The sequence below is a fragment of the Curtobacterium sp. MCSS17_005 genome (assembly GCF_003234225.2).
In the GTDB taxonomy this organism is placed as follows: domain Bacteria; phylum Actinomycetota; class Actinomycetes; order Actinomycetales; family Microbacteriaceae; genus Curtobacterium; species Curtobacterium flaccumfaciens.
This window is the reverse complement of sequence record NZ_CP126258.1, coordinates 3,203,700-3,217,893: the sequence shown is the minus strand read 5'-3', so window position 1 is coordinate 3,217,893 and position 14,194 is coordinate 3,203,700. Positions and strand designations below refer to the sequence as shown.

Below are 14,194 nucleotides of genomic sequence, written 5' to 3'. Positions count from 1 at the left end.
TCGCCGGTGCGGCCGGATAGCGGTCGCTCATCGAGATTCGTTTCGGACGAGCTATGCGAGACGCGAACGCCGTCATGTGCGTGCCGCGGGAGGCCGTCTCCGCTGAGGGATCGGCTACCGGGCGGCTGTGTCCTCGCCTGCTCGACTACATCAAGAACTCGGTCGCTGCTTCGACCCCTTCAGTCGTCAGGCTCCAGCTCGGCCGAGCGAAGTCCTCCCGCCTCAAGCGCACCCTGACCTCGTCAACGACCTCATCGGCGCGGGTTTGGGCCCGAGTGACACCGTTGAGCTCGTAACCGAGCTTCGCGGACACCCGTAGGGATGGCTCGTTCCAAGCGGCTGCGCTCGACTCAGCCCACTCAGCTCCCAAATGGTCGAACGAGAACAGCAGCAGCGCCGCCCGCATCTCGGTCCCGAGCCCTCGGCCCTGCTGCGCGAGGGCAAGCCATGAGCCGCTCTCGACGGTCCTTCGAGCTGCGAAGCGGCGAGCGTGCAGCTCCTGAACCCCGACCGGCGTCCCCTCGTGGAACACGGTGAAGCTCACACCCCACGAGTCACGGCTCACCCCGAACCGGAGCTTCCAGTGGTACTGCGCCAAAGAACGAGCCAACGTCGTCGGTTCTGCGTCCGTCCACGGGACACCGAACGGCATCCGAGCGGGATCGTGGACACCTGACAGGGCCACGTCGACGAGTCCAGGAAGATCCTCGTCGCGCAAGGGCCGCAGTTCCAGACGAGGAGTCATGAGGCGCAGCCCGAACAAGGGCCAAACGTGATCGAGATTCATCGCCCAACGATACGAGCGCGGCGTCGAACGTTACGGGCTCGCGATGTCCCGCTGGCCGATCGGCAACCGGACGGCACCTCTGTCGCCAACGGCTCGCTAAGCTCCACCCACATCTGGAGTGGCACGACCGATCAAATAGGGGTAGCAATGTTGATTCTGCAGTTGCTCGTGCCGGTGGTCCTGGTTGTCGTCGCCGTGCTCATCTTCCTCGCGGCCCGCGGGAGCATGAGTCGAAGCCCGCTGCAGGATCAGCAGGACGCCGAGTGGCGGGCGAGGCGTGACGAGCGACGTCGAGCTCGAGCCGAGCGTCGTTCCAGCGACCGGTAGACGATCGGCCAATGAGACGTTAGCCGGCCACCCGATGCACGCCGCCGGCAGCCTCACCGGACAGCTCAATTCGGCTGTGCTGCAAAATGGACGACGGTCGCAGCGAGGGCAAAGAGGGCGACGATGGTGAGGATCGCCCCTGCTCCAGACATCCACGCGCGACGATGGGCACGCCGGCGGCGTTCAGCAACCGACGCCCAAACCACTGTGCTGACGACGGCCGCGATCGGGAAGCCAATGTAGGCGACCGATCCGGCGGCGTAGTTGCACCCCCCGGCACTGCACGCGTCGAAGGCGAACATCGAGAGCACGACGCCGAACCAACCGACAACGAGCATCGGCAGGCTCAGACCGAACAACGTCAGCGTGACTGCTAGATCCTGCCAGCCTGCTGGAGCCTGGATCGAGTGCCTGCGGCGGTCAGGAGCCCCGAGCGGGAAGAGCTCCTCATCGATGTCGTCCTGCCTCATGGCCTCAAGTGTGCCGTGGAGCACCGCTACGCTGCCTGCCACTTTCGATCACAGGGCCAGGCAGTCCCGAGTTGGTCGAGCTGACGCGGGCGTTGCGTGTCGAGTACCCCAGTGTCTCGCTGGATATCTTGCAGACCTACAGACTCCAACCCACTGGCCCGTCTTCGCCGGCGCTCGCATCAAGGCATCTCGATAGTCAATCGTCGTGCGAGACAATGTGTCCGCCGTTACATTGAGCTGGTGAAGCCGCCGAAGTATCCGCGCCCGTTTGCGTGGTTCATGGTGATCGCAGCCAGTCTTCTGCTCGCGCTCGGACTGCTGAACCTCATCATCAACACCACCGGACCCGGGTCGTGGCTTCTGTTGATCGTGCTCATGCCGTGGCCGCTTTCCGCGGGCTTGAAACGCTTGCGTCCGTCGCCTACGAGCACGTGGAGTAGCCCGCCTTGATCATCATGAAGTCCAACGGGTCAGTCAGCAATGTGCTGAACGACACGTTCCGCCCGCTCCCGGACCAGGTGCGACGCAGCCTCGGCCTTCTTGACAACGACGACCACTTCGCGTGGCTCGTCTTCTCCGCGCCGATCGACCACCAGACCTGGCGCGCCGGCCCGCAGTCGGTCATCGACGAGTACGGAAACTCCTACCTGCAGGCCGGTGGCACCGCGGAGAAGATGAGCGTGGAGCTGCGCCGCCGCGAGGACGACGGTGAATACCGCTTCTACGTCGTCGGCCGTGATCACGACCTCTCGGAACCGCTCACGGAGACCATCGACGTGCAGGCTGCCCACGAGCCTCGGCATCCTGCCGAGCTGTTCACGGCCGATCAGGCTGCGCCGGTGTTCATGCACTACGTCGAACACCAGACGGTCCCCGACGGCTACACGCTCCGTCTCATCGCCGACATGTAGAAGGTGGCGACGCCACCGTCGCGTGTCCGCGACCGTGTGCCGGACAGGAGGCGCGGTGCCAGCTGGCACCGCGCCTCCTGTCCGTTGCTGCTCACGCGACCGCGTGCAGTCACGCAGCCAACCGTGTCCGGCCAGCCCTGGGCTGGGGATGGTGCTGGGGCCGGATCACCCGAGGGCGCCGCCCCAGAAGTTGCCACCGCCGAACACGACCTTCACCGGCACAGCCTGCGCTCGGTCGATCAGGTACCGGTACACGCCGCCCGGACGTCCGAGCCACAGCACCTGCGCGGTCGTTGCGGTCGTCGCGACGGTCCGGAGTTCCACCACGTACTGCCCGGAGGGGATCTGGAACTGCGCCGTCTGCTCGCTGTCGAGCAGCGTCGAGAACCGGGTCGAGAACGACGCACCGGTCGTCGCGTTCGTCACCGTGACGGTCGCACCGCTCAGTTGCGCCGAGGGGCTGCGGGACGCCGAGGCCGCGTAGACGACCAGGTCGTAGTCGCTGTGTGCGTAGTGCCGTGACAAGGTGACCCGGGACGCCGGGAGCGTTCCTCGCTGCTGGTACACCCGGGTCTTCCAGACGGCGGGCGACGCCGTTCCGCTGGCGTAGGCCTCGATGCGGTACTTCCCGGTGCTCAACCCGACGAACCGGTACTGGCCCGCGCTGTCCGAGGCCGTCCGGAACACCTGCGAGGTGTCCTCGTTCCAGGCGTACATCAGGCGCCCAGCGGCGGGTCCAGTGGGGCCGACCACGCCGCCCTGCACGGTGGCGCCGATCACGAGCGGCACGGTGACCGCGACTTTCGAGCCGCCGCGGACGGCGATGCCCGAGCGGAGTCCGGGGGCGTAGGTCTCGGTTCCGTGCGGCGGGAGTTGCCGCGTCGTCACCGTGACGGTGTCCGGTGCGGGGATGCCGGTGAACGTCGCGGCGCCGTCATCGTCGGTCGTGGCGTTCCCGACGACGACGTCGGTGCCGATCGCTGCGAGTTCGACGTCCGCCAGCCGGATCGCGGTGCCGTCCGGCGTTGCGAGCTGCACGGTGATCGTTCCGGATCCGGCCGCAGTCGCTGGTGGCGCGAGGCCGATCAGCGCGCCTGCTGCCAGCGCAACGGCCAGTGTCGTCCCCGTGATCAGTCGCATCGCGTTCCCCGATGGTCGGCCAGCCGTGCGTTGCCAGGGACTGTACGCGCACGGCGGCCGGGCGGCGGGGCCGGCACGTCGCAGCAGCGGTCACGCGGAAGCCGTCTCGGCTTCGACAGGCGTCACGAGGTGCGGGTCGCACCGATCGCCCAGACGCGGGGCGGTTCGGCACCGTTGACCGCGTGGTCACCGATGATCCGTGCCTTGAACACCCACGGGTTGTGGCTGCCGGCGGTGCGAGCGTTCCGCCAGTGCCGGTCGAGGTTCTTCGTCGCGCTCACCCCGGACGCCGCGAGCGCGTCGAACAGGTGCGAGGTCGCCGTCGTCGCCAGCGTGGTCAGCGCCACCTGCGCCTGCGCGGTCGCGAGTTCGGCGCGGTCGTTGCGGCGCTCGTCCTCGGCTGTGTCGAGCCCGGCTCCCTCGTACGCACCCTGCAGGGCCGCGGCGGCCCGGTCGACGATGGCGGTGGCGGCGAACCCGGCCGCCGACACCTCGCCGACGACCTGGAGGATCTGCGGGTCTGCCGCGAACGTGTCGGCGTTGCCGTGGGAGAAGACGCGGGTGCGGTTGCGGACCTCGCGCGCGATCTCCCGCTCGGCTGCGAGGACGGACCCGGCGAGGACGCTCAACAGCACGCCCTGGTAGAACGCCGTCTGGTACTTGAACCGCTCGTCGAAGGGGATCACCGCGTCGGCCTGCACGACGGCGTCGTCGAAGGTGCTGGTGCCGGAGCCGGTGGTGCGCTGCCCGAACCCGTCCCAGTCGTCGGTGTGCGTGACCCCGGGCTGGTGCGCGTCGACGATCGCGATGACCCGCTCGCCGGTGTCCGTGCGTTCGGCGTAGGTGTCGATCCAGTCGGCGAAGATGCTGCCGGTCGAGTAGTACTTCTGCCCGGTGATCCGGAACGTCCCGTCCGGCTGCGGGGTCACCTTCGTGATCACGTCGCCGACCTGCACCGACCCGACCTCGGTCCACGAGTTGCCGGCGATCTCACCGCGGCCGAAGCGGTCCAGCCACCCCTCGCGTTCCCCGGTCCGTGCGACCAGCCGGTCCTCCACCAGCGCGAAGTGACCGCGGAGCGCCTGAGGGATGTTGCTGTCAGCGGCGGCGAGTTCGGTCAGCAGGCGGAACAGCTGGGGCAGGGTCGCCCCGGCTCCGCCGTGGGCGACGGGGACGCGGACGGCGCCGAATCCTGCGGCGGCGAGTTCGCGGATCTCCTCGAACGGGAGGCGGCGGTCGCGTTCGCGCTCGGAGGCGCCGGCAGCGATGCGGTCGAAGATCGGACGGAAGCGGGCGAGGAGTTCGTCGTCGGCGCCCTCGTCGATCGTGCTGTCGGCGGTCTGGTTGCTGATGGTCACGAGGACTCCTTCGTGCTCTGGGCTGCTACCTGTCGCGTGGTGTGGCGTCGTCTGGTGTCGATTCGTCCGGTGTGGGCGGACAGCCCGACCAGATGTGCGCCATCGCGAGACTGTGGCATCGCCGAACGCCCGCGAGAAGGGTTGTGTCGATGTGTGTCGGAGGGTGACTTCCCATGACACGTGACCACGCTGCGACGCCGTGAGCGTTCGCCGCAGCGCCTTCGCGGTGCTGCGCGTGTGCGACGGCCGCGGAGCCCGTCGGACGAAGACGGGCACGCTCCTCCGAGAGACCCGCGTCGGCCACGCTCAGAGGAGCGCGCATCATCGATGGAACACGCGCTCGCCAGAGGACTGGCCGCTGCCATGCTTGGTGTGGGCGATAGCCGTGGTCTCGGCGCCGTTCACCCCGGTGGCGTTCAGGCCGGCGGTGTCGTCCCTGCGCCCTCGGTGTCGTCGGCACCCGCAAGACCTGTCCCGGCCTGATCGAGGTTCTCGTGGGGGTCGCCCATGTCGCCGGTTGCAGCGCCGGTGCGGGACAGCCCGAAGTGTTTGCGGACGGCGTTCGCCTCGGCGGGGGACAAGGTGCGTCCGGCTCCGAGGGACGGCGCGTCCTTGATCGCGTCCTTCGTGTACCCGACGTGCACGTCCGTGCCGTCGAACGTGGCATCGTCGGCGGGGACGAGCGCCTGGTGTCGCCCGAGCAGGCCGGTTGCGACACAGACGTAGGCCGCACTGCCGTCCTCGTCGGAGGGGAACACCTGCGCGACCTTGCCGACTGACACGCCGTTGCGATCCCGGACAGTCGCACTCTCGACCTGGTGGATGACGCCCTTGGTGATCATGAACGTAGTCAACGCCCTCGAGTCTGACGCTTCGCAGACGCCGTCCCCTTGATGGGCGGGGTGGACTCGATCACCACCGGACGCACGCCGATGGTGACGGCGAGACGCCTGTCGTGATCCGTACCCGGTGCCGACGCCACCTGTCGGCGCAACCGCAGCCGTGCCTCCAGGCCGGACCGAAAGCCGCGCACGCGGCGGACGCAACACGAACGGCGGCTCTCCTCCTTCCGGAAGAGAGCCGCCGTGGTGTTTCGCGGCGATCAGCGGGCCGACGGGACCGCCGTGCCGACGAGCTCGGCCCGCACGATGTCCGCACCAGCCGACAGCGCACCGAGCTTGTCCAGCGCCGCACCCCGCGCCAGGGGAGCCATCCCGCAGTTGGAGCTGGGGATGAGCTTGTCCGCATCGACGAACTCGAGCGCCCGACGCAGCACCTCCGCGACCTCCTCCGGGGTCTCCACGGTCTCGGTCGCGACGTCGATCGCCCCGAGCATGACCTTCTTGCCGCGGATCAGCTCGACGAGCTCGAGGGGAACGTGGGAGTGGATGCACTCGAGCGACACGATGTCGATCGAGGACTGCTGCAGCAGCGGGAAGGACTGCTCGTACTGCCGCCACTCCGCTCCGAGCGTCTCCTTCCACTTGTTGTTCGCCTCGATGCCGTAGCCGTAACAGATGTGCACGGCGGTCTCGGCGTGCAGGCCCTCGGCTGCGCGTTCGAGTGCGGCCACGCCCCAGTCCTGCACCTCGTCGTGGAAGACCGTGAAGGCGGGCTCGTCGAACTGGATGATGTCGACGCCGGCGTCCTGCAGTTCGCGTGCCTCTTGGTTGAGGATCGTGGCGAATTCCCACGCCAGCTTCTCGCGGCTCTTGTAGTGCTGGTCGGAGAGGGTGTCGATCATCGTCATCGGGCCGGGGAGCGCCCACTTGATCGGCCGGTCCGTCTGCGCGCGCAGGAAGCGGGCGTCGTCCACGAACACGGGCGCCCGACGGCTGACGGCACCGACGACGGTCGGGACGGCCGCGTCGTACCGGTCGCGGATGCGGACGGTCTCCTTGCGCTCCAGGTCGACGCCGTCCAGGTGCTCGATGAACGTCGTGACGAAGTGCTGGCGGGTCTGCTCGCCGTCGCTGACGATGTCGATGCCGCGGCGCTCCTGCTCGTGCACGGCGGAGCGCAGGGCGTCCTGCTTGCCCTCGGTCAGTGCTGCTCCTTGCAGCTCCCAGGGGGACCAGAGTCGCTCGGGCTCGGCGAGCCAGGACGGCTTCGGCAGGCTGCCGACGATCGAGGTGGGGAGGAGAGAACGCATGGGGGTGACGGTCCAGTCAGTCGAAGGGCAGAGGAAGTCAGCGCGCGAGGGCGGGATCAGCCAACCGGGCGAGGAGTGCGTGGTGCGGCCGCACCAGGTGCTCCTCGGTCCACCGGCCCTGCGTGATCCCGAGGCGGCTGCGCTCCTCGCGGTCGTACGTCACCGGGGTGGGCGTGAAGTCGGTGTGGTCGAGGGTGGGGTGGTAGGTGCTGCCGGCCGGGGTGTTCGCGGCGTAGACCTCCGGGCGGTAGATCTTCTGGAACGTCTCCATGGTGGCGATCGTGCCGATGAGCTGGAGGTCCGTGTAGTCGCCGGTCAGGTCGCCGCGCGTGTAGAACGCGAGCGGAGCAGCTGCCCCGGCGGGCTGGAAGTACCGGACCCGCATGCCCATCCGGCCGAAGTAGTCGTCGGTGAGCGAAGAGTGCTCGTGCTCGTACTCGGCGCCGAGCACCGGATGGACGTACCCGTTCCGGCGGTAGCTCTGGCTCGTCGAGACGCTGATGCAGACGACGGGCTCGGCACCGAACTGCGACCCGAACACGTCTGACTCCAGGAAGCGCTGGAAGAGCGCCCCGTGCAGCTGGCCGAAGTCGGACGGCAGTGAAGGCGACGACGGCAGCAGCACCGAGAAGTCGTAGTCGCGCAGGTACGACGAGAAGTTGTTGCCGAGGATCCCGTGGTGGCGCTCGCCGGTGTGCTCGTCGACGATCGTGACGTCGAGCATCTCGAGCAGCGGAAATTCGGCGTCCGAACCACCGTCGGAGAACTCCAGTGCGACCGAGACGATGTCGAGTTGCAGACGGTAGCGGTCGTGCGCCGCGGCCAGCTCGTTCGCTCGCCCGTCGATCATCGCCAGCGCAGCGCGGAGGTTCTGCTGACGGCGCTCGCCGCGCGCCAGGTTGGCGAAGTTCGTGGTCAGCCGGGAGCTGTCGGCGGGGGAGTAGTCCTCGTCGAACCGGGTCCGGGTGATGCTGAAGGTGAGGTCGTTCGCCATGGTCGGCAATCTGTTCGTCGAGCGCCCGCGGGCGCTGGGGAAGGGGTGCCTCGATCATGGCCGCATTCCCGAGCCATCAGGTAATACCGAGACGCTATGCACCGGTATAGCCTCGGCCTATGGCCCGGGTCTCGAACGACATCACCCTGCAGCAGCTCCGGTACTTCATCGAGGTCGCGACGGAGGGGTCGATCAGCGCAGCGGCCGACATGCTCTACGTGTCGCAGCCGACGATGTCTGCGGCGATGAAGGACCTGGAGACGCGGATCGGGCGCCCGCTGTTCACCCGATCGGCCCGAGGGGTCGTGCTCACCGTCGACGGCGTCGAGTTCCTCGGGTACGCCCGGCAGGTCGTCGAGCAGGTCTCCCTGCTCGAGCAGCGGTACGTCGGCGGCCAGCGGTCGCGTCGGTTGCTCGGGGTGTCCGCCCAGCACTACTCGTTCGCGGTGGAGGCCTTCGTCCGCATGGTCGAAGCAGCGGCTGCGGACGAGTACGAGTTCTCGCTGCGCGAGACGCGCACCTGGGACATCATCGAGGACGTCCGCACGCTGCGCAGCGAGGTGGGCATCCTCTACCGCAACGACTTCAACAAGCAGGTGCTCGGCAAGCTGCTGCGGGACGCCGGCGTCGTGTTCACACCGCTGTTCGTCGCGCAGCCGCACATCTTCGTGGCCAAGCGGAACCCGCTCGCATCACGGGAGCGTGCGACCCTCGAGGACCTCGCCGACCTGCCGCGGCTCACGTTCGACCAGGGTGCGAACAACTCCTTCTACCTGGCCGAGGAGATCCTGTCGACGATGTCGAGCAAGCGGGAGATCCGGGTGTCGGACCGGGCGACGATCTTCAACCTCATGATCGGCCTCGGCGGGTACACGATCTCGACCGGGCTGATCAGCGACGACCTCGACCCCGAGATCGTCGCCATCCCACTCGACGTCGACGAACGCATCGAGATCGGCTGGATCGCGCACGCCTCGGTTCCCCTCACCGTGCAGGCGCAGGCGTACCTGGACGAGTTGCGTGCGGTGGTCACCAGCTACGGCGTGGAGCCGCTCGGGTAGGCAGGCGGCGGGTCCGGCGGTTCCAGCGATCGGCCTGGAGGCCCGACATGCGTCCGTCAGGAGGCTGCGGTCTCGATCATCGCTTTCACATGCGGTGCGCTCCACCGCAGGAGCGCGCCAGATGGCGGGTCCTCGAGGTCCTCACCCCAGATCGCGACGGCGGCGCCCGACATCGGAGCCGAGAGCAGCGAACCGGAGTCGCCGTCCCACGCCCGGAGTGACCAGTTCTCGCGGAGGTCGGCGACGGTGTACTCGCTGTCGGCCGGGTCGAGGTCCGTCGGCACCTCGTAGAGGTAGTACGAGTTGTAGTTGAGCAGGTCGATCCCGGCCTGCTGCAGGTCGACCGCACTGGCCCGCCGTGCTCGGCGTTCGCGCCGCTCGGCTGCGTCCTCGGTGTCGCCGTCGAAGCTCCAGTACGTGACGTGGATGCGCGGGTCCAGTCGCCCGACGGCGACCCGGTCGATCCCGTCGTTCCAGGCCCAGACTTCGCGGTTGCCGACCGTGGCCGCCATCGCGTTCATCCAGGCGACGCGTTGGGCGGCGGTGACGTCGTCGCCCCATTCGTCGCCGCCGATGTGCACGGTTCGGCTGGAGGGGAAGGTCCGCTGCACCTCTGCGTACAGCTTCTTCGCCAGCGCGAGACTCTCGGGCGCCGACGTGTCGAGTTCGTTCTCGCCCGAACGGATGCGGTCGACCCATGTCTTGCCGTGCTGCGCCTCGAGCAGGGCGAAGGCGGCGGCCATGTGTCCGGGAGTGTCGATCTCCGGCACGATCGCGACGCCTCGCTTCGCCCCGTAGGAGGCGATCGTGTGTGCCTGCGCGGCGCTCAGGAACGGGCGATGGGTCACGCGGCTCGTGTACACGCCGTCGTCGAGATCAGCGTTGGCGAGGGTCTGGCCGAGCACCGTGCTCTCGATCCCGACGTTCTGGTCATCGGTGAGGTGCAGGTGCAGGAAGCGTCCGCCGTCGTCGGCGAGGAGGTCGATGTACCGATTGAGCAACGCCACGGGGTAGTAGGCGCGAGCGACGTCGAGCATCACGCCAGTCTCCGGACGCGCGCGCTTCGTCGGCTTGGTGGTGACGGTCGCGGTCGACGTGCGGCACTGCTTCGCCGAGTACGCGCCGGCGCAGGCGAGGACGGAGTACTTGCCGGCTGCGGCGCGGGAAGGTGTCCCGCGCACTGCGGTGACCGAGGTGCTCGAACCAGCGGCGAGTGCCTTCACCGCGACCCGGCCGAGCGTGTACTTCTTCGTGCCGGCGGACAGGTACAGCCACACGGAAGAAGCCGGCTTCCGCACCGAGGCGGTGTTCTTGACCTTCAGGGTGGTGCGCACGGCGGTGCCGGTGGTGGACGCGGTGACCTTCGTGACCGTCACCGTCGAGGCTGCGGTGTCCGCTGATCCTGCCGTTGCACGGATGCCGACCAGCGCTGCCGCCGACACGGCGATCGCCAGACCCACCGCGAGCGTGCGTCTGGCAGACGATCCGGGACCCACGTGCCCCTGCTGACGCACCACGATGTCCTCCCCCTCGAACACCCGTTGCCCTCGCTGGATCAGGATGCGCGCACGATCGTATCCGCCCTGCGTCGAACGCACACCGCCCAGCGGCGTGCAGCGGGACTCCTCAGCGGACCTCCGCGCTCGACCACAGCGCACGCGCAAGACTCCGACCTCGGCGAAGAATCGGCTGCAGGCTGAGGGCAGCCCCGACGACCAGCGTGCCGGCCTGTGCGAGGAGGAATGCCACGAGCGCCACCGGGATGAACGCGGTGACGATCCAAGCGGCGGCGAACCCCACGAGCATCACCGCGAGGACCCGCACCGCGGTGGAGTTCCGCGAACCGCGAAGGGCCAGCAGCCCGGCGGCTGCGAAGGCCAACGGGACGAGCGCCTGCAGGATGACCGCGATGGGGAGCCACAGCTGGCTGCTGGTCGCCGGCGACAGAGTGCCCACGAAGACGACAGTGGCGGCCGCGAAGACGAGGTGCGCGGCTTCGTGAGCGAGCGCAGCACCGGCAGCGGCCACGATTCCTGCAGACACGGAGATCGCAGCGACCATCAACACTGGCCCTGCTGCGCTCGGATGCGTTCCGATGAAGCCGAGCAGGTTGTCGACCGCCAGCAGCGAGGCACCGGTGGTGGCGACCATCAAGGCGGCGGTGGCAGCTCTGCGCGCGGAGGGCCAGGTGCCTGACGCCCTCACCGCTTGTCTCCGCCCGCGTGGCATGCGACCCGGATCTTCTCCATGTTCTTCCTCTCGGTTCGCGCCTCGGCACGGCCAACCGATCCAGAATGCTGCACATCAATACAAGCCACAACCTTGCAGCTGCGATGACCACCGCGGAATCGCTCTTGACTACGTAGACAATTCCGTGGTTGTCTTGCTCCCACATCCGGTCCTGGCCGGTCCCACGGAGCAGCGAAGGAGCTGACGATGAGCGGCAACGCATCGGTTCATCGCCTCCGTCCGGCCTCCATGACCGACGTCGCGACCCTGGCCGGCGTCTCCCAGAAGACCGTCTCCCGCGTGGTGAACGACGAACCGCACGTCACCGAGGCGGTCCGCGCCCGGGTCCTCAAGGCGATCGACGAACTGGGCTTCCGCCCGAACGCAGCCGCCCGCTCCCTCAAGTCGCAGCGCTCCCGCCGGATCGGTCTCATCACCATCGGCACGAACCTGTACGGCCCGACCGCCATGCTCACCGGCGTCGAGCAGGCGTGCCGCACGAACGGGTACAGCCTGGCCATCGTCCGGACCGTCGCCGCGACCGCATCCGAGCTCCAGCCGGCGGTCGACTCGCTCGTCGGCCAGGACGTCGAGGCGATCGTCTTCTCCGAGCCGGTTGAGAACCAGATGGACCAGCTCCGCCTGCCCCAGGGCGTGACGGTGCTGACGCTCGGGCCGCCGGACGTCGCCGACCGAGAGAACACCCTGGCGGTCGGTCTGGACGAGAGCGGCGCTGCGTTCGCGGCCACCGATCACCTGCTGGCCCTCGGGCACGAGACCGTGTGGCACATTGCGGGCCCGGCGGACTGGACCTCGAGTTCGCGCCGGCTGGCGGGGTGGCGGGCGGCGCTGCAGGACGCCGGCGTCGCCGAGCACGCGCCGGCCGAGGGGGACTGGTCGCCGCAGAGCGGCTACGAGGCCATGCGCTCGTTGCTCGGCCGTCCGGACCTGACGGCGGTCTTCGTCGCGAACGACCAGATGGCGATCGGCGCGATGTCCGCCATCCAGCAGCACGGGTTGTCCGTGCCGGGTGACGTCAGCATCGTCGGCTTCGACGACATGCCGATCTCGGCGTACCTGCCGACGCCGCTCACGACCATCCGTCAGGACTTCGACGAGGCCACCCGCCTCGCGATGCACCGCCTCTTCCGCACCCTCGACGGCCACCCGCCCGCCGAGCGCCACCGGATGCTGCCTGGCCAGCTGATCACGCGCGCCACCAGCGCGCCGCCGTCCGCTGAGCGGCGTCACCTCCGCCCCGCCGACTGAACCCCCGGACGGGAGGCGCGGCCCGCGTCCGTCCCGTGAGTGAGCGCTCACGCGCGCTCACCGCCACTTCCGCACGCACCTCGACGACGACGTCAGGAGACCTCCGTGACCCCAGTACCCAGGCGACTTTCCCCACCTGCGCCACCCGTGCCTCCAGGCCGTGGGCCGAGCCGACGCGACCTGCTCCGGTGGGGCGCCGCCGCTGGCGGCAGCATCGCCCTCGGCGCGCTGCTCGCCGGCTGCTCCCCGCAGTCGACGGCCGCCGTCCGTTCCGGACGCGCCGACCTGTCCTTCTGGACCCACGACCCCGGCTACGAGAAGTTCTTCACCGAGGCGTTGCCGGTCGCCGACCGGAAGTCGGACTTCGACTTCGCGCTCGACATCACCACGATCGCGGCGGCGGACATCCCGACCAAGCTCATCGCGCAGGCCGTCGCCGGCACGGGGACGCCGGACGTCGCCGGGCTCGAGATCGGGGCGTTCTGCCGGATGCTCCGCGGGGACATCGCTGCCGAACTGCTGAGCGACCTCTCGCCGTCGGTGGCGTCGCGCAAGGACGACCTGATCGCTGCACGACTCACGCCGTTCTCGAAGGACGGGCACCTCTACGCGCTCGATTCGGACACCCCGTTGTGCGTCTACTACCACCGAGCCGACCAGTTCGAGGCCCTCGGCATCCCCGACGACCTGACGACGTGGGAGGAGTACATGGACGTCGGCGCGAAGCTCAACAAGAGCAAGGGCGTCTCGCTGCACGCCGTGGCGGTCACCGATCCGGGCGGCACGCTGCAGAGCTACCAGATCCTGCTGCTCCAGCGGGGCGGCGACCTGTACGACGAGGACGGCGGCATCGACATCCAGACGCCGGAGGCCGAACGCACCCTGCAGTTCCTGGTCGACGGTGTGCAGTCCGGTGCCATCGCGACGGTCGCCGACATGTACGGACCGAGCCTGCAGTCCGGGCTGAAGGGGGGCACGATCCTGGCCGTCGACATGCCCTCCTGGTACGCCAGCTACGGCATCAAGCCGAACGTGCCCGAGCAGAAGGGCAAGTGGAAGGTGCGGAACCTGCCCCGGTTCGCGGGTGGTGGCAGCACGACGAGCGTCGGCGGCGGTACCGGGTTCTCGGTGCTCCGCGACAAGCCGCTCACGAAGGCCGGGATCGATCTGGTGCTCGCCGCGTACCTCGATCCGGACCAGCAGGTGAAGCGCTACCAGGACCTCGGTTACCTGCCGACGCTCCGATCGGTCTACGACGACCCGCGGCTCGCGGCGCTGAGCGATCCGTACTTCGGCGGGCAGCAGTTGTTCGGCGTCTACAAGTCGGTCGTCGACGACGTGCCCTCGCAGCACCAGAGCGCCGATGCCTCGATCCTGCAGACCGTCCTGAGCGGTTACCTCATCAAGGCCTACAAGGGCCAGATCTCCCCGAAGCAGGCGCTCGACGCCGCTGCGGCCGACTTCCGCGGCCAGACCCGCGCCTGAGGAGGACGACG

14 protein-coding genes are annotated in these 14,194 nt (G+C 68.7%); 5 read left to right on the top strand and 9 right to left on the bottom strand.

Annotated elements, in window-relative coordinates:
* Positions 1–145 precede the first annotated feature (145 nt).
* Together DEJ20_RS15335 and DEJ20_RS15330 are read right to left on the bottom strand one after the other, a co-directional pair.
* A complete protein-coding gene (locus tag DEJ20_RS15335; protein ID WP_111235982.1) occupies positions 146–787 on the bottom strand; it encodes a GNAT family N-acetyltransferase in 642 nt (213 codons plus the stop codon).
* 392 nt (positions 788–1,179) lie between these two features.
* Positions 1,180–1,584 carry a hypothetical protein gene (locus DEJ20_RS15330; protein WP_146245460.1) on the bottom strand — a complete coding sequence of 135 codons (405 nt, stop codon included), beginning with the start codon at positions 1,582–1,584 and terminating at the stop codon, positions 1,180–1,182.
* A gap of 240 nt (positions 1,585–1,824) precedes the next feature.
* On the opposite strand from DEJ20_RS15330, the gene DEJ20_RS15325 reads away from it, so the two are divergent.
* Together DEJ20_RS15325 and DEJ20_RS15320 are read left to right on the top strand one after the other, a co-directional pair.
* The gene (locus DEJ20_RS15325; RefSeq protein WP_146245461.1) at positions 1,825–2,034 is read left to right on the top strand and encodes a hypothetical protein; all 210 of its coding nucleotides are present in this window, start codon (positions 1,825–1,827) and stop codon (positions 2,032–2,034) included.
* Positions 2,031–2,495 (top strand): hypothetical protein, encoded by a 465-nt coding sequence (locus DEJ20_RS15320; RefSeq protein WP_111235984.1) that lies wholly within the window; start codon positions 2,031–2,033, stop codon positions 2,493–2,495. Before DEJ20_RS15325 ends, DEJ20_RS15320 begins: the two co-directional genes overlap by 4 nt.
* 165 nt (positions 2,496–2,660) lie before the next feature.
* Here the strand turns inward: DEJ20_RS15320 and DEJ20_RS15315 are convergent, their stop codons facing one another.
* From DEJ20_RS15315 to DEJ20_RS15295, 5 genes are all read right to left on the bottom strand, one after another.
* Positions 2,661–3,533, bottom strand: a complete 873-nt coding sequence (locus DEJ20_RS15315) for a carboxypeptidase-like regulatory domain-containing protein (RefSeq protein ID WP_181431597.1) — start codon at positions 3,531–3,533, stop codon at positions 2,661–2,663.
* A gap of 224 nt (positions 3,534–3,757) precedes the next feature.
* Entirely contained in the window at positions 3,758–4,993 is a 1,236-nt protein-coding gene (locus tag DEJ20_RS15310; protein WP_111235986.1) for an acyl-CoA dehydrogenase family protein, read from the bottom strand.
* Between the two features lie 416 nt (positions 4,994–5,409).
* Positions 5,410–5,835 carry a hypothetical protein gene (locus tag DEJ20_RS15305; RefSeq protein WP_111235987.1) on the bottom strand — a complete coding sequence of 142 codons (426 nt, stop codon included), beginning with the start codon at positions 5,833–5,835 and terminating at the stop codon, positions 5,410–5,412.
* Positions 5,836–6,095: 260 nt separating this feature from the next.
* Positions 6,096–7,145: a methionine synthase gene (locus DEJ20_RS15300; RefSeq protein ID WP_111235988.1), complete on the bottom strand. Its 1,050-nt coding sequence runs from the start codon at positions 7,143–7,145 to the stop codon at positions 6,096–6,098.
* Positions 7,146–7,182: 37 nt separating this feature from the next.
* Complete coding sequence (locus tag DEJ20_RS15295; RefSeq protein ID WP_111235989.1) at positions 7,183–8,139, bottom strand: putative oxygenase MesX; 957 nt, start codon at positions 8,137–8,139, stop codon at positions 7,183–7,185.
* A 119-nt stretch (positions 8,140–8,258) separates the two neighbouring features.
* Here DEJ20_RS15295 and DEJ20_RS15290 point away from each other — a divergent pair, with 119 nt between their 5' ends.
* Entirely contained in the window at positions 8,259–9,200 is a 942-nt protein-coding gene (locus DEJ20_RS15290) for a LysR family transcriptional regulator (protein ID WP_111235990.1), read from the top strand.
* A gap of 56 nt (positions 9,201–9,256) precedes the next feature.
* Here the strand turns inward: DEJ20_RS15290 and DEJ20_RS15285 are convergent, their stop codons facing one another.
* Together DEJ20_RS15285 and DEJ20_RS15280 are read right to left on the bottom strand one after the other, a co-directional pair.
* On the bottom strand, positions 9,257–10,660 hold the full coding sequence (locus DEJ20_RS15285) for a family 20 glycosylhydrolase (RefSeq protein WP_146245462.1): 1,404 nt from the start codon (positions 10,658–10,660) through the stop codon (positions 9,257–9,259).
* Positions 10,661–10,826: 166 nt separating this feature from the next.
* Positions 10,827–11,429: a hypothetical protein gene (locus tag DEJ20_RS15280; RefSeq protein ID WP_146245463.1), complete on the bottom strand. Its 603-nt coding sequence runs from the start codon at positions 11,427–11,429 to the stop codon at positions 10,827–10,829.
* Between the two features lie 207 nt (positions 11,430–11,636).
* On the opposite strand from DEJ20_RS15280, the gene DEJ20_RS15275 reads away from it, so the two are divergent.
* Both DEJ20_RS15275 and DEJ20_RS15270 read left to right on the top strand, forming a co-directional pair.
* Positions 11,637–12,698 carry a LacI family DNA-binding transcriptional regulator gene (locus DEJ20_RS15275; RefSeq protein ID WP_220035011.1) on the top strand — a complete coding sequence of 354 codons (1,062 nt, stop codon included), beginning with the start codon at positions 11,637–11,639 and terminating at the stop codon, positions 12,696–12,698.
* Between the two features lie 147 nt (positions 12,699–12,845).
* On the top strand, positions 12,846–14,183 hold the full coding sequence (locus DEJ20_RS15270) for an ABC transporter substrate-binding protein (RefSeq protein WP_110892194.1): 1,338 nt from the start codon (positions 12,846–12,848) through the stop codon (positions 14,181–14,183).
* Positions 14,184–14,194 lie beyond the last annotated feature (11 nt).

What these genes read in the sequence shown, in the direction of transcription:
- DEJ20_RS15335 (WP_111235982.1), bottom strand. Translation starts at nt 787, where the DNA reads ATGAATCTCGATCACGTTTGGCCCTTGTTCGGGCTGCGCCTCATGACT.
- DEJ20_RS15330 (WP_146245460.1), bottom strand. Translation starts at nt 1,584, where the DNA reads ATGAGGCAGGACGACATCGATGAGGAGCTCTTCCCGCTCGGGGCTCCT.
- DEJ20_RS15305 (WP_111235987.1), bottom strand. Translation starts at nt 5,835, where the DNA reads ATGATCACCAAGGGCGTCATCCACCAGGTCGAGAGTGCGACTGTCCGG.
- DEJ20_RS15300 (WP_111235988.1), bottom strand. Translation starts at nt 7,145, where the DNA reads ATGCGTTCTCTCCTCCCCACCTCGATCGTCGGCAGCCTGCCGAAGCCG.
- DEJ20_RS15295 (WP_111235989.1), bottom strand. Translation starts at nt 8,139, where the DNA reads ATGGCGAACGACCTCACCTTCAGCATCACCCGGACCCGGTTCGACGAG.
- DEJ20_RS15290 (WP_111235990.1), top strand. Translation starts at nt 8,259, where the DNA reads ATGGCCCGGGTCTCGAACGACATCACCCTGCAGCAGCTCCGGTACTTC.
- DEJ20_RS15280 (WP_146245463.1), bottom strand. Translation starts at nt 11,429, where the DNA reads ATGCCACGCGGGCGGAGACAAGCGGTGAGGGCGTCAGGCACCTGGCCC.
- DEJ20_RS15275 (WP_220035011.1), top strand. Translation starts at nt 11,637, where the DNA reads ATGAGCGGCAACGCATCGGTTCATCGCCTCCGTCCGGCCTCCATGACC.